Below are 21,675 nucleotides of genomic sequence, written 5' to 3'. Positions count from 1 at the left end.
TACCTTGATATGCAGCGATAACTCCTATTCGATCGCCGGGGCCCTCGCGGCCGTGACTTGACCGCAGGCGGACACCGCTTCTATACCGGCTGACGTCACGACTTCCGAGCGGACGGCGATTCCGGAACGTGCGCGGAAAGGCGCACGGAAAAGAGGGAACCGCCGCTGATCGAAAAAGGAGGAGCGGATGAAGCGATTACTCGCGGCGCTCGCCGGTGCCGTCGCCGCGGTGCTGTGCGCCGCTGCGGCCCTGGCGTCGGTGCTGGTGTCCGCGCACCCCGCCGCCGCGGCCACGCTGACCGAGGTGACCAACTTCGGCGCCAACCCCGGCAATCTGCGCATGTACGTGTACGTCCCGAACAGCGCCCAGCAGAACCCGGCGATCGTGCTGGCCATGCACACGTGCGGCGGCACGGGGCCGGGCTTCTACTCGTCCACCGAGTTCGCGTCGCTGGCCGACCGGTACGGCTTCATCGTGATCTACCCGTCGGCCTCGAAGAAGATGAACTGCTTCGACAACTGGTCCGACGCGTCCAAGGTGCGCGGCGGCCAGACCGACCCGGTGTCGCTCATGTCGATGGTGACCTACGTCGAGCAGCAGTACCACGGTGACCCGAACCGGGTGTTCGCGACCGGCGCCTCCTCGGGCGGCATGATGACCAACGCCATGCTCGCCCTGTATCCCGAGGTGTTCAAGGCGGGCGCGGCGTTCATGGGCGTGCCGTTCACGTGCTTCCCCAACGAGGCGGCCTACAGCCCGGGCGGCAACTCCTCCCCGTGCGTCGGCAAGACCGCGCAGCAGTGGGGCGACGCGGTGCGTAACGCCAACCCGAACTACCGGGGGCCCTGGCCGCGGATGCAGCTGTGGCACGGCACCGCCGACACGGTGGTCAACTACGCCGAGCTGGAGGAGGAGATCAAGCAGTGGACGAACGTGCACGGCCTGAGCCAGACACCCACCAGCACCGACACCCCGCAGTCCGGCTGGAGCCGCCGCCGCTACGCCGACTCCACGGGGGCGGTGAAGGTCGAGGCGTACAGCATCCAGGGCGCGGGCCACAGCCTCCCGATGAGCGGCATGGCCGCCGTCGCCATCCAGTTCTTCGGCCTCACGGGTAGCGGCCCGAGCCCGAGCCCGAGCCCGAGCCCGAGCCCGAGCCCGAGTCCGAGCGCCACCGTCAGCCCGTCGGTCAGCCCGTCCGCCAGTCCGTCCGCGAGCCCGTCGCCGTCCGCGAGCCCGTCGAACCCGCAGCCCGGCGGGTGCAGGGTCACCTACACCCCGAACACCTGGAACAACGGGTTCACGGCGGACGTCACGATCACGAACACCGGCACCGCTCCCGTCAACGGCTGGACCGTCACCTGGACCTGGCCGGGCAACCAGCAGGTCACCAACGCCTGGAACGCCACTGTGACCCAGTCCGGTGCCCAGGTCACCGCCCGCAACGTCTCCTACAACCCCGCCATCCCCGCCGGAGGCAGCACGAGCTTCGGCTTCCAGGGCGTCTACAGCGGCACCAACACCGCTCCGACCGGCTTCGCCCTCAACGGCGCGGCCTGCACCATCGCCTGACACCGGCCTCGGCCGCACCCGGCCGCGCCGCGACAACCATCAGGGGGCGGCGCGGCCGGGCGTCAGACGGCCAGCGTGTCCAGGACGGTGGCGGCCAGCTCGGCGGCGGGCGGTTCGTACCGCTGGGCGAGCGTCTGGAAGGTCTGCTCGGCCTGGATCGCCGGCCAGTCCCGGGGCAGGTGCTCGGCGGGCAGGTGCGGATCCTGGCGGACGAGCTGCAGCCAGTCGGTGTGCAGCAGCAACTGCCGCGCGAGGTCGTCGGGCGCGCCGGGGAACGGCCGGGGCACGTCCCACTGGGCGAGGAACGCCCGATAGCGCGCGGCGATCTGCTCGATGTCGAACGCCTTCCCGACGAGGTCGGACGCCTCGGTCGGCGTGAACGCCCTGGCGGTCAGCACGGTCACGTGGTCGCCCAAATCGAGAGAGGCGAGGACGTCGGTGACGTCCTGGACGCCCGGCGCGATCCACAGCCCGCTCTGCAGCAGGCCGAAGCCGTTCCAGATGAGCCGCGACCGCAGGTCGTGCCGGGTGCTGCGGCGGCTGTCCGGGATGGAGAAGCCGACGAGCGTCCAGGTGCCGTCCCAGTCGCGGTTCACCGCGCCGGTCTCCCACACCCGTTTGCGCCCGTCCTCCAGGACCTCCACGGCATGCGGGGTAAGCCCGAAATACACCTTCCGGCCCTGCCGATGCCGTGCCAGCAGGTTCCGCTTCACCATCCGCGCGAGCGTCGACCGTACGGCCTCCTCGGAGACGCCGAGGCGGGCGAAGACGTCGATGACGCTTCCGGAGTAGACGGCGATGTCGCGATGCAGCACGTAGATGCCGAGGAAGCTGAACATCAGGGACTGCGGGCGCAGGGATGGCGCCGTCTGGTCGTCTTCGCCGCCGAGGATCACAACAGAAGGGTAGACGGTCCCGGACGTCATGCAAATCTTTGACGGCCGTCAGATAGCTGCCATACATTCGACGATATCGGGCTGCCGAGCGAAGGGCGACACTATGGATCTTTCCGGCAAGGTGGCCGTTGTCACCGGCGCGGGCCGCGGCCTCGGCCGCGCGTACGCCGAGGCGCTGGCGGCGGCAGGGGCGGCGGTCGTCGTGAACGACGTGGACGGCGACGCGGCCACGGGGGTCGCCGGCGGGATCACCGCGAAGGGGGGCAGGGCCGCGGCAGTCGTGGCCCCGGTCGGCTCCGCCGAGGTCGCCGAGCGGCTGGTCGACACGGCCGTCAAGGAGTTCGGCCGGCTGGATGTGATGGTCACGAACGCGGGGATCCTGCGCGACCGGGTGCTGTGGAAGATGTCGGACGACGACTTCGACGCGGTGATCGGCGTGCACCTGCGCGGCACGTTCACCTGCGCCCGGGCGGCGGCGATCCGGATGCGTGAGCAGGGGAGCGGAGGCCGCCTGATCCTCGTCTCCTCACCCGCGGGCCAGCGCGGGAACTTCGGCCAGACGAACTACGCCGCCGCCAAGGCGGGCGTGGTCGCCATGGCCAGGACCTGGGCGATGGAGCTGGCCAGGGCGAACATCACGGTGAACGCGATCGTCCCGGTGGCGGCCACGGAGATGACCAAGACGATCCCCGCCTTCGCCCCGGTGATCGAGGAGGCGGAGCGGACCGGAAAGCCGTTCCCTCGGTGGCTGCGCAGGGGCGAGGGGCTGGGCACGGTCGAGGACGTGGCGGGGCTCGTCGTGTTCCTCGCCTCGGACGCCTCCGCCGGGGTGACGGGCCAGGCCATCGGCGTCGGGGGAGACCGGCTCGCGCTGTGGTCGCACCCGGCGGAGAAGGCCGTGGCGTACGCCGACGGCGGCTGGACGGCCGACGCCATCGCGGCCTCCTGGCCTACGGGCCTCGGCGCCGCCCTCGAGACGTACGGCATCCCCGCACCCGCGAATTCGGAGACCCGGTGAACGTCGAGGACCTGGTCGCGATCGACGTGCACACGCATGCCGAGGTCTCCGCCGGCGGGCACGCCTCGCTGAGCGCCGAGCTGTTCGGCGCCTCGGAGAAGTACTTCAAGGAGCACCCGAGGCCGACCATCCCCGAGATCGCCGCGTACTACCGCGAGCGGAGGATGGCCGCGGTGGTGTTCACCGTGGACGCGGAGCATGCCACCGGGCACCCGCGCATCCCGAACGAGGAGGTGGCGGAGAGCTGCGCGGAGCACGCCGACGTGCTGATCCCGTTCGCCAGTGTCGATCCCTGGAAGGGCCGGGCGGGGGTGCGCGAGGCGCGGCGGCTGGTGCAGGAGTACGGGGTGCGCGGGTTCAAGTTCCACCCGAGCATCCAGGGCATCGCCCCCAACGACCCCGTGGCGTACCCGCTGTATGAGGCGATCGAGGAGCTGGGCGTTCCGGCGTTGTTCCACACCGGGCAGACGGGCATCGGCGCGGGCGTCCCCGGCGGGGGCGGGATCCGGCTCAAGTACGGCAATCCCATGCTGGTGGACGACGTGGCCGTGGACTTCCCCGAGTTGCGGATCATCCTGGCCCATCCGTCGTTTCCGTGGCAGGACGAGGCGCTGGCCGTCGCCACCCATAAGCCGTATGTCTACATCGATCTGTCGGGGTGGTCGCCGAAGTACTTCCCGCCGCAGCTCGTGCGGTACGCCAACACGCTGCTGAAGGACAAGGTGCTCTTCGGCTCCGACTATCCGGTGATCACCCCGGACCGCTGGCTGGCCGACTTCGACAAGCTCGAGATCAAGCCCGAGGTCCGCCCGAAGATCCTGAAGGACAACGCCGTACGCCTGCTCGGGCTCGGCACCGGAGAAGGCGCGCAGGACGGCTCCGCGGAAGGGACGGCAGGCACATGACCATCACGGTGAACGGGCTCGACGAGATCAGGGCGCTGGCCGGCAAGGATCTCGGCCACAGCGGCTGGCTGGAGATCGCCCAGGACCGGGTGAACACCTTCGCCGACGCCACCGACGACCACCAGTGGATCCACGTCGATCCCCTGCGGGCCGCGGACGGGCCGTTCGGCGGCCCGATCGCCCACGGCTACCTGACGCTGTCCCTGGTCATCCCGCTGTTCAACGAGCTGCTGGACGTCCGGGGTGTGAAGATGAGCATCAACTACGGCCTGGAGAAGGTCCGCTTCCCCAGCCCCGTGAAGGTCGGCGGCAGGATCCGACTCGCCGCCGCGGTCGTCTCCGTCGAGGACGTCCCGGGCGACGGCGTCCAGATGCTGCTCGACTTCACGGTCGAGATCGAAGGTGCGAACAAGCCGGCCTGCGTCGCCCGGGCGATCTACCGGCACTACGCCTGACACCCCGCACCTGACACCCGGCGGCTGAGGGCCGTTTCCGCCGGACGACCCGGCGACCGCCCCGGCCGCCGGGTCGTCCGCGTTTGTTCTCATCCACAAACCTGCCCCTGACTCTCCGTTGTTGCACCAATTGCCGGTTTAGTCCGGTTGCGTGCAGACTTGCCGATCCATAGGCCCCTGACCTGGGGCTTCGCGGCGGAGAGAAAGGATCAGGTATGAGCGTGCCCCGGGGGCCCGTCGATTCCTCACGGGTTCCGCGATTCGCCGGACCGGCCACCTTCGCGCGGCTGCCGCGGCTGGACGAGGTCGGGCACGCCGATGTGGCGGTGGTGGGCGTGCCGTTCGACAGCGGGGTCTCCTACCGCCCCGGCGCCCGGTTCGGCCCCTCGGCCGTCCGCGAGGCCAGCCGCCTGCTCCGGCCGTACCACCCGGGCCTGGACGTCTCGCCGTTCGCCGAGATGCAGGTGGCGGACGCGGGCGACATCGCGTGCAACCCGTTCGACATCCGCGAGGCGGTCGAGACCGTCGAGGAGGCCGCCTCCGGGCTGACGGAGGGCGGCACCCGGCTGGTCACGATCGGCGGCGACCACACGATCGCGCTGCCGCTGCTGCGGGCGGCCGCCCGGCGGCACGGCCCGGTCGCGCTGCTGCACTTCGACGCGCATCTCGACACCTGGGACACCTACTTCGGGGCCGAGTACACCCACGGCACGCCGTTTCGCCGGGCGGTCGAGGAGGGCATCCTCGACACCGAGGCGGTGTGCCACGTCGGCACCCGCGGCCCGCTGTACGGCAAGAAGGACCTCGACGACGACCGCCGGCTGGGTTTCGGCATCGTGACCAGCGCCGACGTGATGCGCCGCGGCGTGGACGAGGTCGCCGACGCGCTGCGGCAGCGGATCGGGGGCCGCCCGCTCTACCTCTCGATCGACATCGACGTGCTCGACCCGGCGCACGCGCCCGGCACCGGCACTCCCGAGGCCGGGGGGCTGACGAGCCGGGAACTGCTGGAGATCCTGCGCGGCCTCGCCGGCGCCGATCTGGTCGGGGCCGACGTCGTGGAGGTCGCGCCCGCCTACGACCACGCCGAGATCACCTCCGTCGCGGCCTCCCATGTGGCCTACGACCTGATCGGCCTGCTCGCACTCAAGGAGGAGAAGTGAGCGACACGAACGCGACGAAGGGGCTCCCCGCCGCCTTCGCATGGTCCCCGAAGGGCTGGCCCTCCGAGCGTGCCTTCGGCACGCCCGGCGCGGCCGAGGTGTGGTGCTACACCGACCGGTTCTCATACTTCCCGGGGGAGACCGTCCGCTTCCATCTCAGCGCGAGCGTCCCGTCCTTCGACCTCGAGGTGGTCCGCGACGGGCTGGAGCCGCGCGTCGTCTGGTCGCGCGACGGGCTGTCGGCGGGCCGGTTCGAGGCGCCGGCCGACGCCCACGCGGTCGGTTGCGGCTGGCCGGTGGGGCTGGAGCTGGAGATCCCGGACGACTGGCGGAGCGGCTTCTACATCGTCACCATGCGCGCGGTCACGCCGTCGGGCGAACTGTGGGAGCGCGAGCACTTCTTCGTGGTCAAGGCGCCGGCCGGGCGACGTTCCCCCGCCGCGCTCGTGCTGACCACGGGCACGATGCTGGCCTACAACGACTGGGGCGGCGCGAACCACTACCGCGGCCTGGGCGACGACCCGCGTTCCGACAACGGGTCGCCGCTGGCCTCGACGCAGCGCCCGATCGCGCGGGGCATGATCCGCAAGCCGGCGGGCGCGCCTCGGGAGGCCAACCCCGGCACGCTGCCGATCAACGGCGCTCCCCGCTACCCCTCGTACGAGTGGGCGCGCCTGTTCGGATACAGCCGCCACCACGCCGACGCGTTCTGGGCGACCTACGAGCGGCACTTCGTGGTGTGGGCCGAGCGCAACGGCTACGAGATCGACTACCTGACCCAGCACGACCTGCACTTCGACCCCCACGCGCTGGACGGCTACTCCTGCGCCGTCGTCGCCGGGCACGACGAGTACTGGTCGTGGCGGATGCGCGACACGGTCGACGCGTTCGTGGACGCCGGCGGCAACCTGGCCAGGTTCGGCGGCAACTACCAGTGGCAGGTGCGGCTCAGCGACGACGGGACCACGCAGTACTGCTACCGGCTGCCGTCGCTCGACCCCGAGGCGGCCGAGACGCCGCACCTGGCCACCACGGTGTGGGAGGCGAAGTCGGTCGGACGGCCGGGCGCCACCACCATCGGGCTCAACGGCCTCGGCGGGATCTACAACCGCTACGGCGTCGCCACTCCCCGCTCGTCGGGAGGCTTCACGGTCTACCGGCCGCACCACTGGGCGTTCGAGGGGACCGACCTCTACTACGGCGACCTGCTCGGCGGGCCTCCGTACTTCTTGGCGGCCTTCGAGCTCGACTCGGTCGAGTACACCTTCCGGCGCGGCCTGCCGTACCCCACGTTCGAGGACGGCGCCCCGGAGACGCTGGAGATCCTGGCTCTCGCCCCGGCCGTACGCGGGGAGGAGGACCGCTTCGGCGGCCGGGTGCCGATCGGCGGGCCGGAGGAAGAGGTCTACAACTACAACGCGGACCTCGGCGACGACCTGCCCGGCTACGTGCACGAGGGCGAGATGCGGGGCGCCGGGATGATCGCGGCGTTCACCCGCGGCGACGGAGAGGTCTTCAACGGCGGCACCACGGAGTGGTCCCACGTGCTCAGCCTCGGCGACCCCTTCGTCGAGCGCATCACCCACAACGTCCTGCGCCGCTTCGGTCTGCGCGGTCGCTTCGAACACCAGGGGGTGGCGTCGTGAACGACCGGCAGACCCCGGCGGGCATCGACGCCGTCCGCGCGATCACGGCGGAGAACGGCGAGCGCTTCGTGCCTCCGCTGAGCGACTACCATCTGCTGTCCGCCGAGTGGACGGAGGCGGAGTTCCGCGTCTTCGGCGGCGGCGCGAGCGCGTTCACCGGCGGTTTCTGGAGGGGCGAGCCCGGTGCCGTGCGGTTCGACTCCTGGCCCTATGACGAGATCTGCTTCGTCCTCAAGGGCCGCGTCGCCGTACAGGACGAGTCCGGGCGGCGCAAGGAGTTCGGCCCGGGGGAGTCGTTCCACATCCCGCAGGGCTTCCGCGGCGACTGGATCACCCTGGAACCGAGCGAGAAGGTCTTCGTCGCGGTCAGCCGCTGAGCTCCCCTTTCCTGCCTTCGGGCCCCACCTGCCTCCAGCCCCGAGCCGACCCGCAGTAAGGAGCACACACACCATGCCAGGTCATCCCCCCGGGAGCTCCGCGAACGCGCCCGACTCCCTGGCCAGCAACGCCATGGGGACCAAGGATCTCGTCTTCACGGTCCTGGCCGCGCTGGCCCCGCTGACGCTCATCGTCGCGGTCGCCCCCCTGCACTTCCTCAAGGGCGGCGCCGCCGTCCCCGGCGGCTACCTGGTCGCCGGGGTGGTCATGGCGCTGTTCGCCGTCGGTTTCATGACCATGAGCCGCTACGTCCGCAACGCGGGAGCGTTCTACGCCACCATCTCGCGCGGCCTGGGCAAGCCGGCGGGCTCGGGCGCGGCGATGCTCGCCGTCGTCGGCTACAACGCCCTGCAGATCAGCACGTACGGCGCGCTCGGTGTGTACGCCAACGAGACGTTCAAGAACTACTTTCACCGTGACGTGCCGTGGTGGGTGTTCGCGATCGTCGGCCTGATCTTCGTGGGGTGGCTCGGATATCGGGGCATCCACACCAGTGCGCGGATCCTCGGGACCCTGCTGGTGCTGGAGACGGTCGTGCTCGTCGTGCTCGCGGTCTACGTCCTGGCGAAGGGCGGCGCCGGGGACTGGTCCGCCGAGTCGTTCGCGCCCGGCAGGGTCTTCGACCCGGGCAACGGGGCGATGTTCGCCCTGGTCGCCGGGGCGTTCATGGGCTTCGAGGCCACCGCGATCTTCAGCGAGGAGGCGCGGGGCGGCATCCGTACGGTCCGCCGGGCGACGTACATCGCGGTCGGGTTCATCGCCGTGTTCTACGCCTTCATCACCTGGGTCATCGTGATGGCCTACGGCGTCGACAAGATCGGGCCCGCGGCCGAGGCCGACCCGGTCAACCTCGTCGTCGCCGTCTTCGACAGGTATGTGCCCGCCCCGATCACCGAGGTGATGCACATCCTGCTGCTGACCAGCGCGTTCGCCGCGCTGCTCGCGCTGCACAACGCGGCCAACCGCTACTTCTACGCGATGGGCCGCGAGGGTCTGCTGCCGCGCGCGCTCGGCCGCACCCACCCGCGGACCAAGGCCCCCTTGGCGGCCGGCCTCGTGCAGACCGTGCTGGCGGCGGTGGCCGTCGTCGTGTTCGCGGTCTTCGGGATCGACCCCTACCTGGGGCTGCTGCTGTGGGGCAGCGCGCTCGGGTTCCTGGGGATCATCTGCCTGTGGGCGTTCTGCTCCCTGGCGATCATCCGCTTCCTGCGCCGGCAGGCGCCCGAGGCAGGGATCTTCCGCACCACGATCGCTCCCGGGCTCAGCTTCGCCGCCCTGGCCGTGGTGCTCTTCCTCGTCCTGAGCAACCTGCCGCTGCTGACCGGCGCCGGTACCACCACCAACATCCTGATCGTCGGTCTCGGCGTGGCCGCCGTCGTCGCCGGCGTGACCAGGGCCCTGTATCTGCGGGCCCGCGCACCCCGGCTCTACGCCGGGCTGGCCCAGACGTCCGTCGACGAACCGCCCGCGGGGCGGAGAGAGCCCGCCATCGGAAATGCCTGATCACGACACGTCATCGCCCGGCGGCTGCCGGGGCTACCTGCCGCTCGACCTGGCCGGCGTGCTGAACGCGCCGCGTTCGGTCCTCGACGACGGCGACTCCTGTCCGCTCGGGCCGCGTACGCTCTACGGCCTGCCGTTCCTGTTCGGCGACGAAGGGAACGCGGGCGCGGCCCTGCTGCGCGTGGGCGGGCCCGACCCGGCGGCGGTCACCGTGCCGGTGGACCGCGCGTTCACGTGGATGGTGGTCGCCCACGCCCTGGAGTCCCCGGACCTGTTCGACGGGCAGATGGCCGGTCAGCTCTGCGGGCACTACACGCTCGTCTACGACGACGGGACCACCGAGCGGCTGCCGGTGCGCCAGCGCCTGGAGATCGGGCCCACGCCTCGGCTGTGGAGCGACCGCGCCATTCCGCTCGACTGGGGGCAGACCCCGTTCCTGGCCGTCCCCGACGCCCAGCACCGGCTCATGCCGCGCACCCACGGGCGTTTCGACGCCGCCGGGGCCCGGTTCGTCGACATCGACGACCCGCAGGCCCGGTCGCCGTACGTCCTGCCCTACCGGTTCTACCTGTGGCCCTGCCGCAACCCCCGCCCGGGCGCGACGGTCCGCGCCCTGGAGATCCACTCGGCGGGCCCGGCCATCCTCGTCGGCGCGCTGACCACCAGCGAGCTCGACGAGGACCCTTTCGGGCGTACTGTGTGGCGCGACGTCCTGCTCGACCTCGACCCGCCGGTGGGGCCGATCTCGGAGGACCTGGCGGTGACCGTCGACAGGGGATCGGCGACCTACGTCTACCGCACGGTGGGCTCCGGCGAGGCGGCCGCGGGGGACACGCCGGCCTGGGGGACCCCGGTGGGGGAGCATCACCAGGGCTACGTACGCGTCGCCGCCACCCCGTCGGCGCGGCTGACGCTCACCCGCGGGGAGGCGGTGATCAGCGCCTGCGGATGGGGGGAACTGCTCACCGCCGGGCGGCACAGCGACGGCGGGGTCACCTGGCGCGTCCCCGACGCCGGGCGGGCCTGGGTGCGCACCACGGTCAGGGACGCGGCGACCGGTGAGCCGGTCCCGTGCCGCATCCACTTCCGTTCCGCCGACGGGGTGCCCTACCCGCCGCACGGGCATCACGGGCACATCAACTCCGACGGCAACACCTGGAACCTCGACATCGGCGGCGACGTCCGCCTCGGCACCACGACCTACTCCTACATCGACGGCACCTGCGAGGGCTGGCTGCCGCTGGGCGAGGTCACGGTCGAGGCGGCTCGCGGGTTCGAGTACGAGCCGCTGCACACCACCGTCACCATCCGGCCGGGCCAGACCGAGCTCGAGCTGACGCTGGCCAGGGTGACGGACCTGGCCGCCGACGGCTGGTACAGCGGCGACACCCACGTGCACTTCGTCTCGACACTCGGCGCGGAGCTGGAGGCCCGCGGCGAGGACGTCCGGGTCACCAACCTGCTGCTCAGCCAGTGGGGGCACCTGTTCACCGGCACCGAGGAGTTCACCGGGCACCCGCACACCTCCCACGACGGGCACACGCACGTGTTCGCCGGTCAGGAGAACCGCAGCGGCATGCTCGGCCACATCAACCTGCTCGGCCTGCGCCGCCCGATCATGCCGTGGTGCACCGGCGGCGCCGAGGAGTCGGAACTCGGCGGCGGCCTGGAGACCACGCTGTCCCACTGGGCCGACGAATGCCACGAGCAGGGCGGCACCGTCGTGCTGGCGCACTTCCCCGTGCCCAACGGCGAGGCCGCGGCCCTGCTCGCCACCGGCAGGCTCGACGCCGTCGAGATGATCGCCTACGACCCCTACAACATCCAGGAGTACTACCGCTACCTCGACGCCGGCTACCGGATCACCCTGGTGGGCGGCACGGACAAGATGAGCAGCGAGGTGCCGATCGGCCTCATCCGCACGTACGCGCACGTGCCTGCGGACGAGGAGTTCGACTACTGGGCCTGGTGCCGGGCCGTCCGGGAGGGCGCGACCTTCGTCACCAGCGGGCCGCTCCTGTGGCTCGGCGTGGACGGCCGCCGGCCGGGCGAGGACGCCCGCGTGCCCGCGAGCGGCACCGTACGCGTCGAGGCCCGCGTTCAATCGATCTTCGACGTCGACCGGCTCGAGATCGTGGTCAACGGCCACGTCGTCGCCGAGCGCCGGATCGACACTCCCGGCCGCACGCTCGAACTGACCGCGGACGTGCCCGTGACCGAGGACAGCTGGATCGCCGCGCGTTGCTACGGGCCGGGCGCCGGCGTCGCCCGCCACCACGACGTGTGGGCCAGGCCGATCATGGCGCACACGTCTCCGGTCTACCTGCGGACGGGCGAGGAGTACGCCCGGTTCGACGCGGCCACGGTCGACCACATGCTGAACCTCGTCGACGGCTCCCTCGCCTACATCGACGAGCGCAGCCGGCGTCTGTGGCCCGGCCAGGTCTGCCATCGGCACGGGCAGGAGGATCACCTGGCCTTCCTGCGGGCGCCGTTCCTGCAGGCCCGCGAACTGCTGCGGGAGCGCCGGGCCGCAACCTGATCGTGCGCCGCCGGCGCGATCCCGTACGGCTGCCGCCCGGTCGGCCCACGGCTGTTCGGCCACCGGCGTTCACCGCAGGGTGAGCGGGGTCTCGAATCCGATCCGGGTCAGTTTCTGCGGGTTGCGGACGTAGTAGAGGCCGGTGATACGGGCGTCCTCGACCCGGATCGCTACGACGCCGTCGATCTCGCCGTCCACCCGGAGGATGAGCGCCGGGCCGCCGTTGACCATCGTGGGCTGAGCGTTGAGCGTGACTTCGGCCTTGCCGATGCCGCCGACGATGAAGCGGGCCACCTTGCCGGCGCTGATGACGGGCCGCGGTGCTGCCTGCTTGACGCCGCCGCCGTCGCTCACCAAGACGACCTCGGGAGCGAGCACGTCAAGCAGGCCCTGCAGGTCGCCGGCTTCGAGCGCGCGCCGGAACGCCTCCAGGGCCGCCCGGGTCTCACGTGAGGAGATGGCCTCGCGGGGTCGGCGGGCGTCGACATGCCGCCGGGCGCGGTAGGCGATCTGGCGGACGGCCGCGGGGCTCTTGCCGACGGCGGTCGCGATCTCGTCGTAGCCGACGTCGAAGGCCTCGCGCAGCACGAAGACGGCGCGCTCGGTCGGCGACAGCGTCTCGAGGACGAGCATGAGCGCCATCGACAGACTCTCGGCGAGTTCGACGTCCTCGGCCGCGTCCGGCGCGGTGAGCAGCGGCTCGGGCAGCCAGGGGCCGAAATACGCCTCCTTGCGGTGCTTCATGCTGCGCAGGCGGTTGAGGGACTGGCGGGTGGTCATTCGAATCAGGTAGGCACGCTGGTCGTGCACCTGCTCCACGTCGGCCTTGACCCAACGCAGCCAGGTCTCCTGGAGGACGTCTTCGGCGTCGGCCGCCGATCCGAGCATCTCGTACGCGACGGTGAAAAGCAGGTTGCGGTGGGCGAGGAAAGTCTCGGTCGCCGGGTTGCCGGCATGGCCGCTCATGTCTCGGTTCTTCTCCTCCGCGACCGGCCCTGTCACCGATCTTCCTGGTCGAGCTTTCCATGAGCCTCCCTCGAAAGGTCCTGCCAGTCGGCCCAGGTCTTGAGCCGGTCGGCGTAGACCTGCCGGAGCATCGGGTAGAAGCCCTGGCCGAAGAGCACCCGCAGGGGCGGGTTGTCGGAGTCGACGATCTTGAGAAGTGCCCGGGCCGCGGCGGCCGGATCGCCGGCGGGCTGCTTTCCCGTGATTTCGGCGAGGCGCCGGCGGAGGCCGTCGTAGGCCGGGTCGGCCTCGGCCACGTGGCCGTTGTCGAGCGGATCGGGGTTCTTGCCGGACCTGGTGGCGAAGCCGGCGGGCTCGATCACCGTCACCTTGACGCCGAAGCCGGCGACCTCGTGGGCGAGGGTCTCGTTCAGGGCTTCCAGGGCCCACTTGGAGGCCTGGTACGCACCGCCCAGCGGCATCGCGATGAGCCCGGCGGCCGAGGACATCTGGATGACGTGTCCCGCGCCCTGCTCGCGCAGGTAGGGCAGCGCGGCCTGGATCACCCACACCGCGCCGAACAGGTTGGTCTCGAACTGGTCGCGCAGGTGCTGCTCGGTCAGTTCCTCGATCGCGCCGATCTGGGCGTAGCCGGCGTTGTTCACGACGACGTCGAGACGGCCGAAGTGCTCCTTGGCCCGCTTCACGCCCTCGAAGACGGCCGCCTTGTCGGTCACGTCCAGTTCGAGCGCGAGCACCGCCTCGCCATGAGCGGCGACCAGCTCGTCGAGGCTCGTGGTGTTCCGCGCGGTCGCGGCCACCTTGTCACCGCGAGACAGTGCGGCCTCGACGAAGTTGCGGCCCAGGCCGCGGGACGAACCGGTGACGAACCAGACCTTGCCCATGATGACTTTCCGTTCTTTCTGCGGTTGTCTGCTGTTTCACCCCCTAGACACGCAACCCGGCGCAGATATAACAGCCGCCGGATGTGACCTGCGTCTCTCCGGCACGCGTGGCACAGCACGACTGTGGCCCGTGGGTGCCGCGACCGGACAGGGTAGGTCGGAATGGAGGCCGAGGGCCGGGCATGCGTGCGCCCGGACCGGGCTGCCCGCATGCATATTGGGCAAAGTATTGACCTCCGTTAGAAATCTGCCTAACCTCCGGACGAGAAGGCGAGAGTCTCAACTCGCTCCCGGACGAGGAGCTCGGTCATGCCGAACCTGTCAGTCGCACCCCCCAGCCCGCTTCAGCTCCGCCGCGCGGTGACCTCCAGCTTCCTGGGCAGCGTCATCGAGTACTACGACTTCCTGCTGTACGCCACGGCGTCGGCAGTGGTCTTCAACAAGGTCTTCTTCTCCTCCCTCGACTCGGTCACCGCGACGGTCGCCAGTTTCGGCACGTTCGCCACGGGCTACCTGGCGAGGCCGCTCGGCGGCGTGATCTTCGGTCACTACGGCGATCGGCTGGGACGCAAGCGCATGCTCGTCCTGACCATGACCCTGATGGGCGTCGCCAGCTTCCTCATCGGCCTGCTCCCCACCTACGCGCAGATCGGCAGCCTCGCGCCCATCGCACTCGTCGTGCTCCGGGTCCTGCAGGGTGTCGCCGTCGGCGGCGAATGGGGCGGCGCGGTGCTGATGTCCGCCGAGCACGCGACCCGCAGGCGCGGCCTGTGGGCGAGCTTCACCAACGCCGGAGCCCCCTTCGGCATGGTGCTGTCCACGGCGGTGCTCAGCGGCACGGCCGCCGTCATGGACGAGCGGGCGTTCCTGAGCTGGGGCTGGCGGGTGCCGTTCCTGATCAGCATCGCGCTGCTGGCGGTCGGTCTGTTCGTCCGGCTGCGGGTCGAGGAGACCCCGGTGTTCGAGGCCGCCGGGAAACGCGCATCGAGGCTGCCGCTGCTGGACGTGTTCCGCGACCACCCGAAGGCCCTCCTGCTCGGGGTCGGCGTCGGACTGTCCGCCTTCGTGGCCCAGGGCACCCTCACCACCTACCTCATCGCGTACGGCGTGCGCGCCGGCTTCGCCAGGCAGGCGGTGCTGAACGCGCTCACGCTCTCGTCCGCGCTGGCCGTCCTGGGCATCGTCGGCTGGTCGGCGCTGTCCGACCGGGTCGGGCGCCGGCCGGTGGTGCTCGTGGGCGCGGTGCTCATGGCGGCGTACGGCTTCGCGCTCTTCCCGATGGTGGACTCCGGCAGCACGGCCGTGCTCGCCCTCGCGCTCGTGCTCGGCCAGTCGCTCATCCACCCGCTGATGTACGGCCCGCTCGCGGCGTTGTACACCGAACTGTTCGCCACCGGGAGCCGCTACACGGGAGCCTCGCTCGGCTACCAGATCGCCGGGCTCGGGGCAGGTCTCGCGCCGCTGCTGTTCGCCCAGCTCGACGCGTCGACCGGCGGCGGGACGACGACGATCTCGGTGATCATCGCGGCCTGCTGCCTGCTGACCGTGGTCTGCGTCCTGGCGCTGCGCGAGACCAGCCGCCAGGACCTGACCTCGGTCACTTCCGCCGCGCCCGCGTCCGGTCGCGTCGCCGACACGGCGAAACCGTCCTCCGCCTGACGAGGAGTGCCATCCATGCGCAACGCCGGACTGGGAGGCTGGCCGGCCCGCAGGGCCCAGATGAGCCCGGACCGCACCGCGTTCGTCTACGCGGACCGGCCGCTCAGCTACGCGGAGGTCCACGAGCGGACGACGAGGTTCGCGTCGCGGCTGCGTGAGGCGGGGGTGCGGGCGGGGGACCGGGTCGCCTACCTCGGTCCCAACCACGTCGCCTTCGCCGAGACGATGTTCGCCACCCACGTGCTCGGCGGGATCTTCGTCCCGCTGAACTTCCGGCTGGCCGCGCCCGAGATCGCGTACATGCTCGAGCACTCGGGCGCGTCCGTCCTCGTCTACGGGCCGGAGTGCGCGACGGTGGTCCGCGATCTCCCCGGCTTCCCGGGTCTGCGCACGGTCGTGGCGCTCGAGTCACCGGCGGAGGGGGAGCGGCACTACGAGACGTGGCTGTCGCAGGGCGACCCCACGCCGATCGACATCCCGGTGGCGCTCGACGACATCGCCCTCATCCTCTACACCTCCGGCACCACCGGACGGCCCAAGGGCGCCATGCTCAGCCACGCCAACCTGGCGTGGAACTGCTTCCACATCATGATCGGCGTGGACGTGACGAGCACCGAGGTCACGCTCATCAGCGCGCCGCTGTTCCACGTGGCGGCCCTGAACCAGACCCTGCTGCCGACCTTCCTCAAAGGCGGCATCTCGGTCATCATGCCGTCATGGGATGTCGACCGGTGTTACGACCTCATCGAGAGGCACCGGGTCACCTGGATGTTCGGGGTCACCGCGATGTTCGCCGCGTTGGCGCGGTCGCCCCGGTGGCCCGGTGCCGACCTGTCCTCGCTGCGCACCCTCATGTCCGGGGGCGCGGCCATCCCCGTCGCGTTGATCCGCGCCTACCAGGAACGGGGCCTGGTCTTCTGCCAGGGCTACGGGATGACCGAGACCGCGCCGGGCGCGACCTTCCTGGAGGCGGGCGAGAGCGTGCGCAAGGTGGGCTCCGCCGGGGTGCCGGTGTTCTTCGCCAACGTACGCGTGGTTCGGCCCGACCTCACCCCCGTGGCGCCCGGCGAGCCGGGCGAGGTGCTCGTGCAGGGGCCTAACGTCACCCCCGGCTACTGGCGCGATCCGGAGGCGACCGCCGCCGCGCTGACCGAGGGCGGCTGGTTCCACTCCGGAGACATCGCCACCCTGGACGACGAGGGCCACCTCTACATCGTCGACCGGGTGAAGGACATGTACATCTCCGGCGGGGAGAACGTCTACCCGGCGGAGGTCGAGGGCGTGCTCTTCGAACACCCGGCCGTGGCGGAGGCCGCCGTGGTCGGGGTGCCCGACGACACGTGGGGCGAGGTCGGCCGGGCCTTCGTCGTGCCGCGCCCCGGCGTGGCCGTCACCCCCGGCGAGGTGCGCGACTTCCTCCGCCCCCGGCTCGCGAAGTACAAGATCCCGGTCTACGTCGACGTCGTCGACGCGCTGCCGAAGACCGGTTCCGGCAAGATCCGCAAACCCGACCTGCGCCGGCGGCCCCTGCCCGCCGGCCCCGAGGAGTGACTCGTGATCGTCACCGAATTCGCGCGCAACCAGTGGTATGTGGCCGCCTACGGCCACGAGGTGGGCCGGCGTCAGCTCGGCCGCACCATCCTGAACGAGCCGATCCTGCTCTACCGCACCGAGGACGGGCGGGCCGTGGCGATGGCCGACCGCTGCGTGCACCGCCGGTTCCCCCTGTCGGAATCGCCCAGCCATCTGGTCGGCGACCGCGTGGTCTGCGGCTACCACGGCTTCACCTACGGCCCGGACGGCGTCTGCGTCGCCGTGCCCGCGCAGCAGCGCATTCCGCGTACCGCGCGGCTGCGCACCTACCCCGTGGTGGAGCAGGACTCGTTCGTCTGGGTGTGGATCGGCGACCGCGAACCGGGCGACACGCTGCCGCCGCGCGCTCCCTGGCTGGTCTCGCCCGACTACGCCACGGTGTGCGGGGTGGAGCCGCTGAACGCGCGGTACGGCCTGCTCGTGGACAACCTCCTCGACCTGTCCCACGAGACGTACCTGCACGGCGGGTACATCGGCACCCCGGAGGTGGCCGAGACCCCGATCACGACGGAGGTCGACGAGGACGCGGGCGTCGTCTACGTCAGCCGCCACATGGACGACGCGGCCTGCCCGCCCTTCTACGCCGAGTCGACCGGCATCAAGGGCCGGATCACCCGCTGGCAGGACATCGAGTATCACCCGCCGTGCCTGTATCTGCTGCACAGCCGCGTCGCCCCGGTCGGCTCGCCCCCGCCCGCCGCCGACGGCACGGACCCGCACGCCTTCCACGTCGAGGTCGTGTACGCGATCACCCCGTCGACGGAGAACGCCACCTACGACTTCTGGGCGGTGGCGCGCGACTTCGCGCTCGACGACGAGAAGGTCTCCGACTTCCTGCGGGACAGCAACCGCACCGTCGTCCTGCAGGACGTGGCCGCGCTCAACACGCTGGAGCAGGTCCTCGCCGCGGAGCCGGACCGATACCAGGAGCTGTCGGTGAACATCGACACCGGCGGGCTGGCCGCCCGCCGCCTGCTCGCCCGGATGGCCGGCCCCGTGCCGGCAGACTCCGTGCCCTCGCAGACCGCCGTTCGATGAACGCGCACGACTCCGGTGCGCGGGCCGGCCGCACCGTCTACCGCATCCGCTGGCTGCCGGGGACGGACCGGCTGCACGCCTCCTGCTTCTGCGGCGCGGAGCGCGAGTTCGAGGACCCGGTGGCCTTGTGGGACTGGCTGCTCGGCCACCCGGAGGGCCACCGGCCCCCGCCCACGGCGACGCAGGACTCCCCGGCCCCGGCCGCCGCGCTCGTCTGAGACGCGACATCCTCCCAGAAAGGAAGCCTCGGCGACCATGCCCGTCACGGAACCGGAGCTCGACGTGAAGGTGGCGGGCAAGGTGCCCGTCGCCGAGGGCGTCGTCCTCCTGCGTCTCGTCCGTCCCGACGGCGGCCCGCTGCCCGTCTGGACGCCGGGCGCACACGTCGACCTGCTGCTCGGCCCGGGACTGGTCAGGCAGTACTCGCTGTGCGGCGACCCCGGCGATCCCTCGGTCTTCCAGGTGGCGGTGCTGCGGGAGACCGGCGGGCGGGGCGGCTCGGCGTACGTGCACGACCGGCTCGCCGAGGGCGACACGATCCGGGTGCGCGGTCCCCGCAACCGCTTCGGCCTCGCCGAGTCACCGCGCTACCTGTTCGTCGCCGGCGGCATCGGCATCACCCCGATCCTGCCCATGATCGGGGAGGCGGCGCGGCGCGGGTGCGACTGGCGGCTGGTGTACGGCGGGCGCACCCGGACCTCGATGGCGTTCGCCGATCGGCTCGTGCGGCAGCACCCGGGCCGGGTGGAGCTGTGCCCGCAGGACGAGACGGGCCTGCTCGACCTCGACGCGCTGCTCGGCGTCCCGCGTGCGGACACCCTCGTCTACTGCTGCGGACCCGAGCCGCTCCTGGCGGCGGCGCAGGAGCGGTGCGCCTCCTGGCCGAAGGGAGCGCTGCGGGTCGAACGCTTCGTGCCCGCGGCCCGGAACGGCGCGGGCACGGCGGAGGGCACGGAGCAGGGCACGGCGGAGGGCGCCTTCGAGGTGGAGCTGGCCCTGACCGGCACGACGCTGACCGTGCCGGAGGGCCGCTCGATCCTGGAGGTGGTCGAGGAGGCGGGGGTCGCGGTGCTGTCGTCCTGCCGCGAGGGCACCTGCGGCACCTGCGAGACGGCGGTGCTCGGCGGGGTCCCCGACCACCGCGACGACCTGCTCACGGAGGAGGAGCGCGAGGCCGGGGACGTCATGTTCATCTGCGTGTCCCGGGCCCGGTCCGACCGCCTCGTCCTCGAACTCTGACCCGCTCCGAAGCGGAGGTCGCCTGCCGGCGCGACCGGCTCCGGGAAGGTGGACAAGCTCGCCGACCTCGAACGGGGCCGTGACGGCGTCTACACGGCAGTCACCGCCGTTCCTTGTCGTCGGCGCCGAGGAAGACGATGTCGAGTTCGTGGAGCTGGTCCGGGGCGGCGTCGACGGCGATGCGGGTGATCTTCCCGTCGCTGATGGCGAACGTGAAGACGGCCTTCGGCCGGCCACGGTGCGACCAGACGGCCGCCGGAACGCCGTCGACCAGAGCGAGCCGGGCGGCCTGAGCCCGTCCGGCGAAGAAAGCCGCCACCGCGTGGGCGCCGCGGACGTCGCCGGCCACGGCGTCCGGGTCGAGCAGCTCGAGCAGGGCGGCGAAATCCCCGTTCCGGGAGGCGGCAAGGAAGGCGGCGACGATTTCCCGCTCCGCGGATCGCGCGGCATCGGATGCCTCGGCCGCTCCTCGCACCCGGCGCCGGGCCCGGCTGGCGAGTTGCCTGGCCGCCGCCGGGGAGCGGTCGATGATGGCGCCGATCTCGTCGAACGACACAGCGAAGACGTCGTGCAGGACGAACGCGAGCCGCTCGGCGGGCGTCAGCGTGTCCAGCACCACCATCAGCGCGACACCGACGGAATCGGCCAGCAGCGCCTCGTCCTCGGGGCCGGCCTGGGTCGTCGGGTGGGGGCCCGCGTGCGGTGCGGCCGGCTCGGGCGGCAGCGTCCCGGCCGACTCCTCAGGCCGGGTCCGGCGTGCCTCGAGCATGTTGAGGCAGACCCGGGCGACGACGGTGGTCAGCCACCCGGCCGGATTCTCCACCTGGCCGGTGTCGGCGCGGCCGGCCCGCAGCCAGGCCTCCTGCACCGCATCCTCGGCTTCACTGGGCGAGCCGAGCATCCGGTAGGCCACCGCTTGCAATCGGCCCTGGTGCTCGGCGAACCGCTCGCTCAGCCAGTCCTGCTCGCCCATGTGTCACATTCCTCCGTCGCCGCCTGTCATACCAAATGACCGGCGAAAGCACGCCGATGTGACATCCGGGCCCGGTCCGGATGCCCGGCCTGCCGGTTCAGCCGGCGAATACCCCGAAACCATCAGGAGAGAACCGTGTCACTACAGGTGAACGCCATCATGCTCGGCGTCGAGGACCTGACCCGAGCCAAGAAGTTCTATGAAGGCCTGGGCTGCGAGATCGACAAGGACACCCGCCATTTCGTCTCGTTCAGCCTGGGCGAGGGATCCCCGCAGCTGGCTCTCTACGAATGGGAGGCGGCGGCACAGGACGCCGGAGTCTCCGCGGAGGGATCCGGATTTCGCGGTGCCTCATTCCACTTCAACCCCGACTCCAGGCAAGCGGTGGATGAGATGTTGCGCAACGCGGTGGCCGGCGGCGGCAGCGTGGTCAAGGAGGCGGCTCCCGCCCAGTGGGGCGGGTACTTCGGCTACTTCAGCGACCCGGACGGCTATCTGTGGAAAGTCACCACCTACGCCTCCTGACCTGTAGAACTCACGCAGTTCCCCGGCCGCGCCACCCCGGCGCGGCCGGGGACCAGCCCGGGCTCCTCGCGGCGATCCCACATCTCGCCTGTCAGCCACTCCGGGTGCCGACCGTCTCGCCCGAGGCGATCGCCGCATCCTTGATTCGCTGGTGCACCGCTGTCGCGTCGCCGCCCGGCGTGATCGGGCCGCGCAGCGCGTACACGATGAAGTGGTAGTGATGGACCCCGCTCGGCGGGCAGGGGCCGGCGTAGGCGGCCTTGCCGTCGCTGCCCGGCAGGACCTTCCCCGGGGCGCGGCCCTCGGGCGTGCTCGTCTCGGTGACGGGGACGCCGGTCACGATCCAGTGGATGTACGTCCCACCGGGGGCGTCCGGGTCGTCCACCACGATCGCCAGCTCGCGAGCGGACTCGGGAACGCCGCTCCAGGCCAGCGGGGGCGAGACGTCCTGGCCTCCCTGCCGGGCGCACACGTATCTCCCGGGGATCTTGGCGCCCTCGGCGAAGGCCTGGGTGCTCACCTTCAGAGTGTCCGTGGGCGGGGCGCCCTCGGCCGAGCACCCCGGGAGGACGACCGTCAGGAGGACGCCGCCGACCAGCTTGCCGATCTTCATTCGGCCAGGATAGGCGGCCGGAGCACGTCGGCGCCGTCATTGCGTG

At 71.3% G+C, this 21,675-nt stretch carries 20 protein-coding genes; 15 read left to right on the top strand and 5 right to left on the bottom strand.

Annotated features, from left to right (window positions below):
- Positions 1-187: 187 nt before the first annotated feature.
- The gene (locus tag QSK36_RS34625) at positions 188-1,573 is read left to right on the top strand and encodes an extracellular catalytic domain type 1 short-chain-length polyhydroxyalkanoate depolymerase (protein ID WP_285785299.1); all 1,386 of its coding nucleotides are present in this window, start codon (positions 188-190) and stop codon (positions 1,571-1,573) included.
- A 62-nt stretch (positions 1,574-1,635) separates the two neighbouring features.
- Here the strand turns inward: QSK36_RS34625 and QSK36_RS34620 are convergent, their stop codons facing one another.
- Entirely contained in the window at positions 1,636-2,469 is an 834-nt protein-coding gene (locus QSK36_RS34620) for a PaaX family transcriptional regulator (protein ID WP_285785298.1), read from the bottom strand.
- Positions 2,470-2,572: 103 nt separating this feature from the next.
- On the opposite strand from QSK36_RS34620, the gene QSK36_RS34615 reads away from it, so the two are divergent.
- The 8 genes from QSK36_RS34615 (at position 2,573) to QSK36_RS34580 (ending at position 12,139) form a co-directional block, all read left to right on the top strand.
- Positions 2,573-3,487 (top strand): SDR family oxidoreductase, encoded by a 915-nt coding sequence (locus QSK36_RS34615; RefSeq protein ID WP_183533016.1) that lies wholly within the window; start codon positions 2,573-2,575, stop codon positions 3,485-3,487.
- Positions 3,484-4,392, top strand: coding sequence for an amidohydrolase family protein (locus QSK36_RS34610; RefSeq protein ID WP_285785297.1), 909 nt, complete (start codon positions 3,484-3,486; stop codon positions 4,390-4,392). Before QSK36_RS34615 ends, QSK36_RS34610 begins: the two co-directional genes overlap by 4 nt.
- Complete coding sequence (locus QSK36_RS34605) at positions 4,389-4,847, top strand: MaoC family dehydratase (RefSeq protein WP_285785296.1); 459 nt, start codon at positions 4,389-4,391, stop codon at positions 4,845-4,847. Before QSK36_RS34610 ends, QSK36_RS34605 begins: the two co-directional genes overlap by 4 nt.
- Before the next feature lie 215 nt (positions 4,848-5,062).
- Positions 5,063-6,010, top strand: a complete 948-nt coding sequence (gene speB / locus QSK36_RS34600; protein ID WP_285785295.1) for an agmatinase — start codon at positions 5,063-5,065, stop codon at positions 6,008-6,010.
- Positions 6,007-7,656, top strand: coding sequence for a N,N-dimethylformamidase beta subunit family domain-containing protein (locus QSK36_RS34595; protein WP_285785294.1), 1,650 nt, complete (start codon positions 6,007-6,009; stop codon positions 7,654-7,656). The genes speB and QSK36_RS34595 overlap by 4 nt, the downstream gene beginning before the upstream one ends.
- Positions 7,653-8,033: a cupin domain-containing protein gene (locus QSK36_RS34590; protein WP_285785293.1), complete on the top strand. Its 381-nt coding sequence runs from the start codon at positions 7,653-7,655 to the stop codon at positions 8,031-8,033. Before QSK36_RS34595 ends, QSK36_RS34590 begins: the two co-directional genes overlap by 4 nt.
- A 73-nt stretch (positions 8,034-8,106) precedes the next feature.
- Positions 8,107-9,597: an APC family permease gene (locus QSK36_RS34585; protein ID WP_285785292.1), complete on the top strand. Its 1,491-nt coding sequence runs from the start codon at positions 8,107-8,109 to the stop codon at positions 9,595-9,597.
- On the top strand, positions 9,590-12,139 hold the full coding sequence (locus QSK36_RS34580) for a CehA/McbA family metallohydrolase (RefSeq protein ID WP_285785291.1): 2,550 nt from the start codon (positions 9,590-9,592) through the stop codon (positions 12,137-12,139). The genes QSK36_RS34585 and QSK36_RS34580 overlap by 8 nt, the downstream gene beginning before the upstream one ends.
- 69 nt (positions 12,140-12,208) lie before the next feature.
- Here QSK36_RS34580 and QSK36_RS34575 read toward each other — a convergent pair whose 3' ends face one another.
- Both QSK36_RS34575 and QSK36_RS34570 read right to left on the bottom strand, forming a co-directional pair.
- Positions 12,209-13,105: an RNA polymerase sigma-70 factor gene (locus QSK36_RS34575; protein WP_285785290.1), complete on the bottom strand. Its 897-nt coding sequence runs from the start codon at positions 13,103-13,105 to the stop codon at positions 12,209-12,211.
- A gap of 32 nt (positions 13,106-13,137) precedes the next feature.
- Positions 13,138-13,989, bottom strand: a complete 852-nt coding sequence (locus QSK36_RS34570; protein WP_183533003.1) for an SDR family NAD(P)-dependent oxidoreductase — start codon at positions 13,987-13,989, stop codon at positions 13,138-13,140.
- A gap of 309 nt (positions 13,990-14,298) precedes the next feature.
- Between QSK36_RS34570 and QSK36_RS34565 the strand changes: the two genes are divergently transcribed.
- Genes QSK36_RS34565 through QSK36_RS34545 form a run of 5 tightly spaced genes read left to right on the top strand, consistent with a single transcriptional unit; the run spans position 14,299 to position 19,518 of the window.
- Positions 14,299-15,648: an MFS transporter gene (locus tag QSK36_RS34565; protein ID WP_285785289.1), complete on the top strand. Its 1,350-nt coding sequence runs from the start codon at positions 14,299-14,301 to the stop codon at positions 15,646-15,648.
- Between the two features lie 15 nt (positions 15,649-15,663).
- Positions 15,664-17,199: an acyl-CoA synthetase gene (locus QSK36_RS34560; RefSeq protein WP_285785288.1), complete on the top strand. Its 1,536-nt coding sequence runs from the start codon at positions 15,664-15,666 to the stop codon at positions 17,197-17,199.
- A gap of 3 nt (positions 17,200-17,202) precedes the next feature.
- Positions 17,203-18,279, top strand: coding sequence for a Rieske 2Fe-2S domain-containing protein (locus QSK36_RS34555; protein WP_285785287.1), 1,077 nt, complete (start codon positions 17,203-17,205; stop codon positions 18,277-18,279).
- The gene (locus tag QSK36_RS34550) at positions 18,276-18,497 is read left to right on the top strand and encodes a hypothetical protein (RefSeq protein ID WP_285785286.1); all 222 of its coding nucleotides are present in this window, start codon (positions 18,276-18,278) and stop codon (positions 18,495-18,497) included. Before QSK36_RS34555 ends, QSK36_RS34550 begins: the two co-directional genes overlap by 4 nt.
- Before the next feature lie 37 nt (positions 18,498-18,534).
- Positions 18,535-19,518: a PDR/VanB family oxidoreductase gene (locus QSK36_RS34545; protein WP_285785285.1), complete on the top strand. Its 984-nt coding sequence runs from the start codon at positions 18,535-18,537 to the stop codon at positions 19,516-19,518.
- Between the two features lie 100 nt (positions 19,519-19,618).
- Here the strand turns inward: QSK36_RS34545 and QSK36_RS34540 are convergent, their stop codons facing one another.
- The gene (locus QSK36_RS34540) at positions 19,619-20,491 is read right to left on the bottom strand and encodes a sigma-70 family RNA polymerase sigma factor (RefSeq protein ID WP_285785284.1); all 873 of its coding nucleotides are present in this window, start codon (positions 20,489-20,491) and stop codon (positions 19,619-19,621) included.
- 135 nt (positions 20,492-20,626) lie between these two features.
- Between QSK36_RS34540 and QSK36_RS34535 the strand changes: the two genes are divergently transcribed.
- Entirely contained in the window at positions 20,627-21,016 is a 390-nt protein-coding gene (locus tag QSK36_RS34535; protein WP_182903467.1) for a VOC family protein, read from the top strand.
- Between the two features lie 91 nt (positions 21,017-21,107).
- Here the strand turns inward: QSK36_RS34535 and QSK36_RS34530 are convergent, their stop codons facing one another.
- A complete protein-coding gene (locus tag QSK36_RS34530; RefSeq protein ID WP_285785283.1) occupies positions 21,108-21,629 on the bottom strand; it encodes a YbhB/YbcL family Raf kinase inhibitor-like protein in 522 nt (173 codons plus the stop codon).
- Between the last annotated feature and the right edge of the window lie 46 nt (positions 21,630-21,675).

The sequence above is a fragment of the Microbispora sp. NBRC 16548 genome (assembly GCF_030268985.1).
Lineage (GTDB): Bacteria > Actinomycetota > Actinomycetes > Streptosporangiales > Streptosporangiaceae > Microbispora > Microbispora catharanthi.
This window is presented reverse-complemented; position numbering and strand designations above follow the sequence as displayed.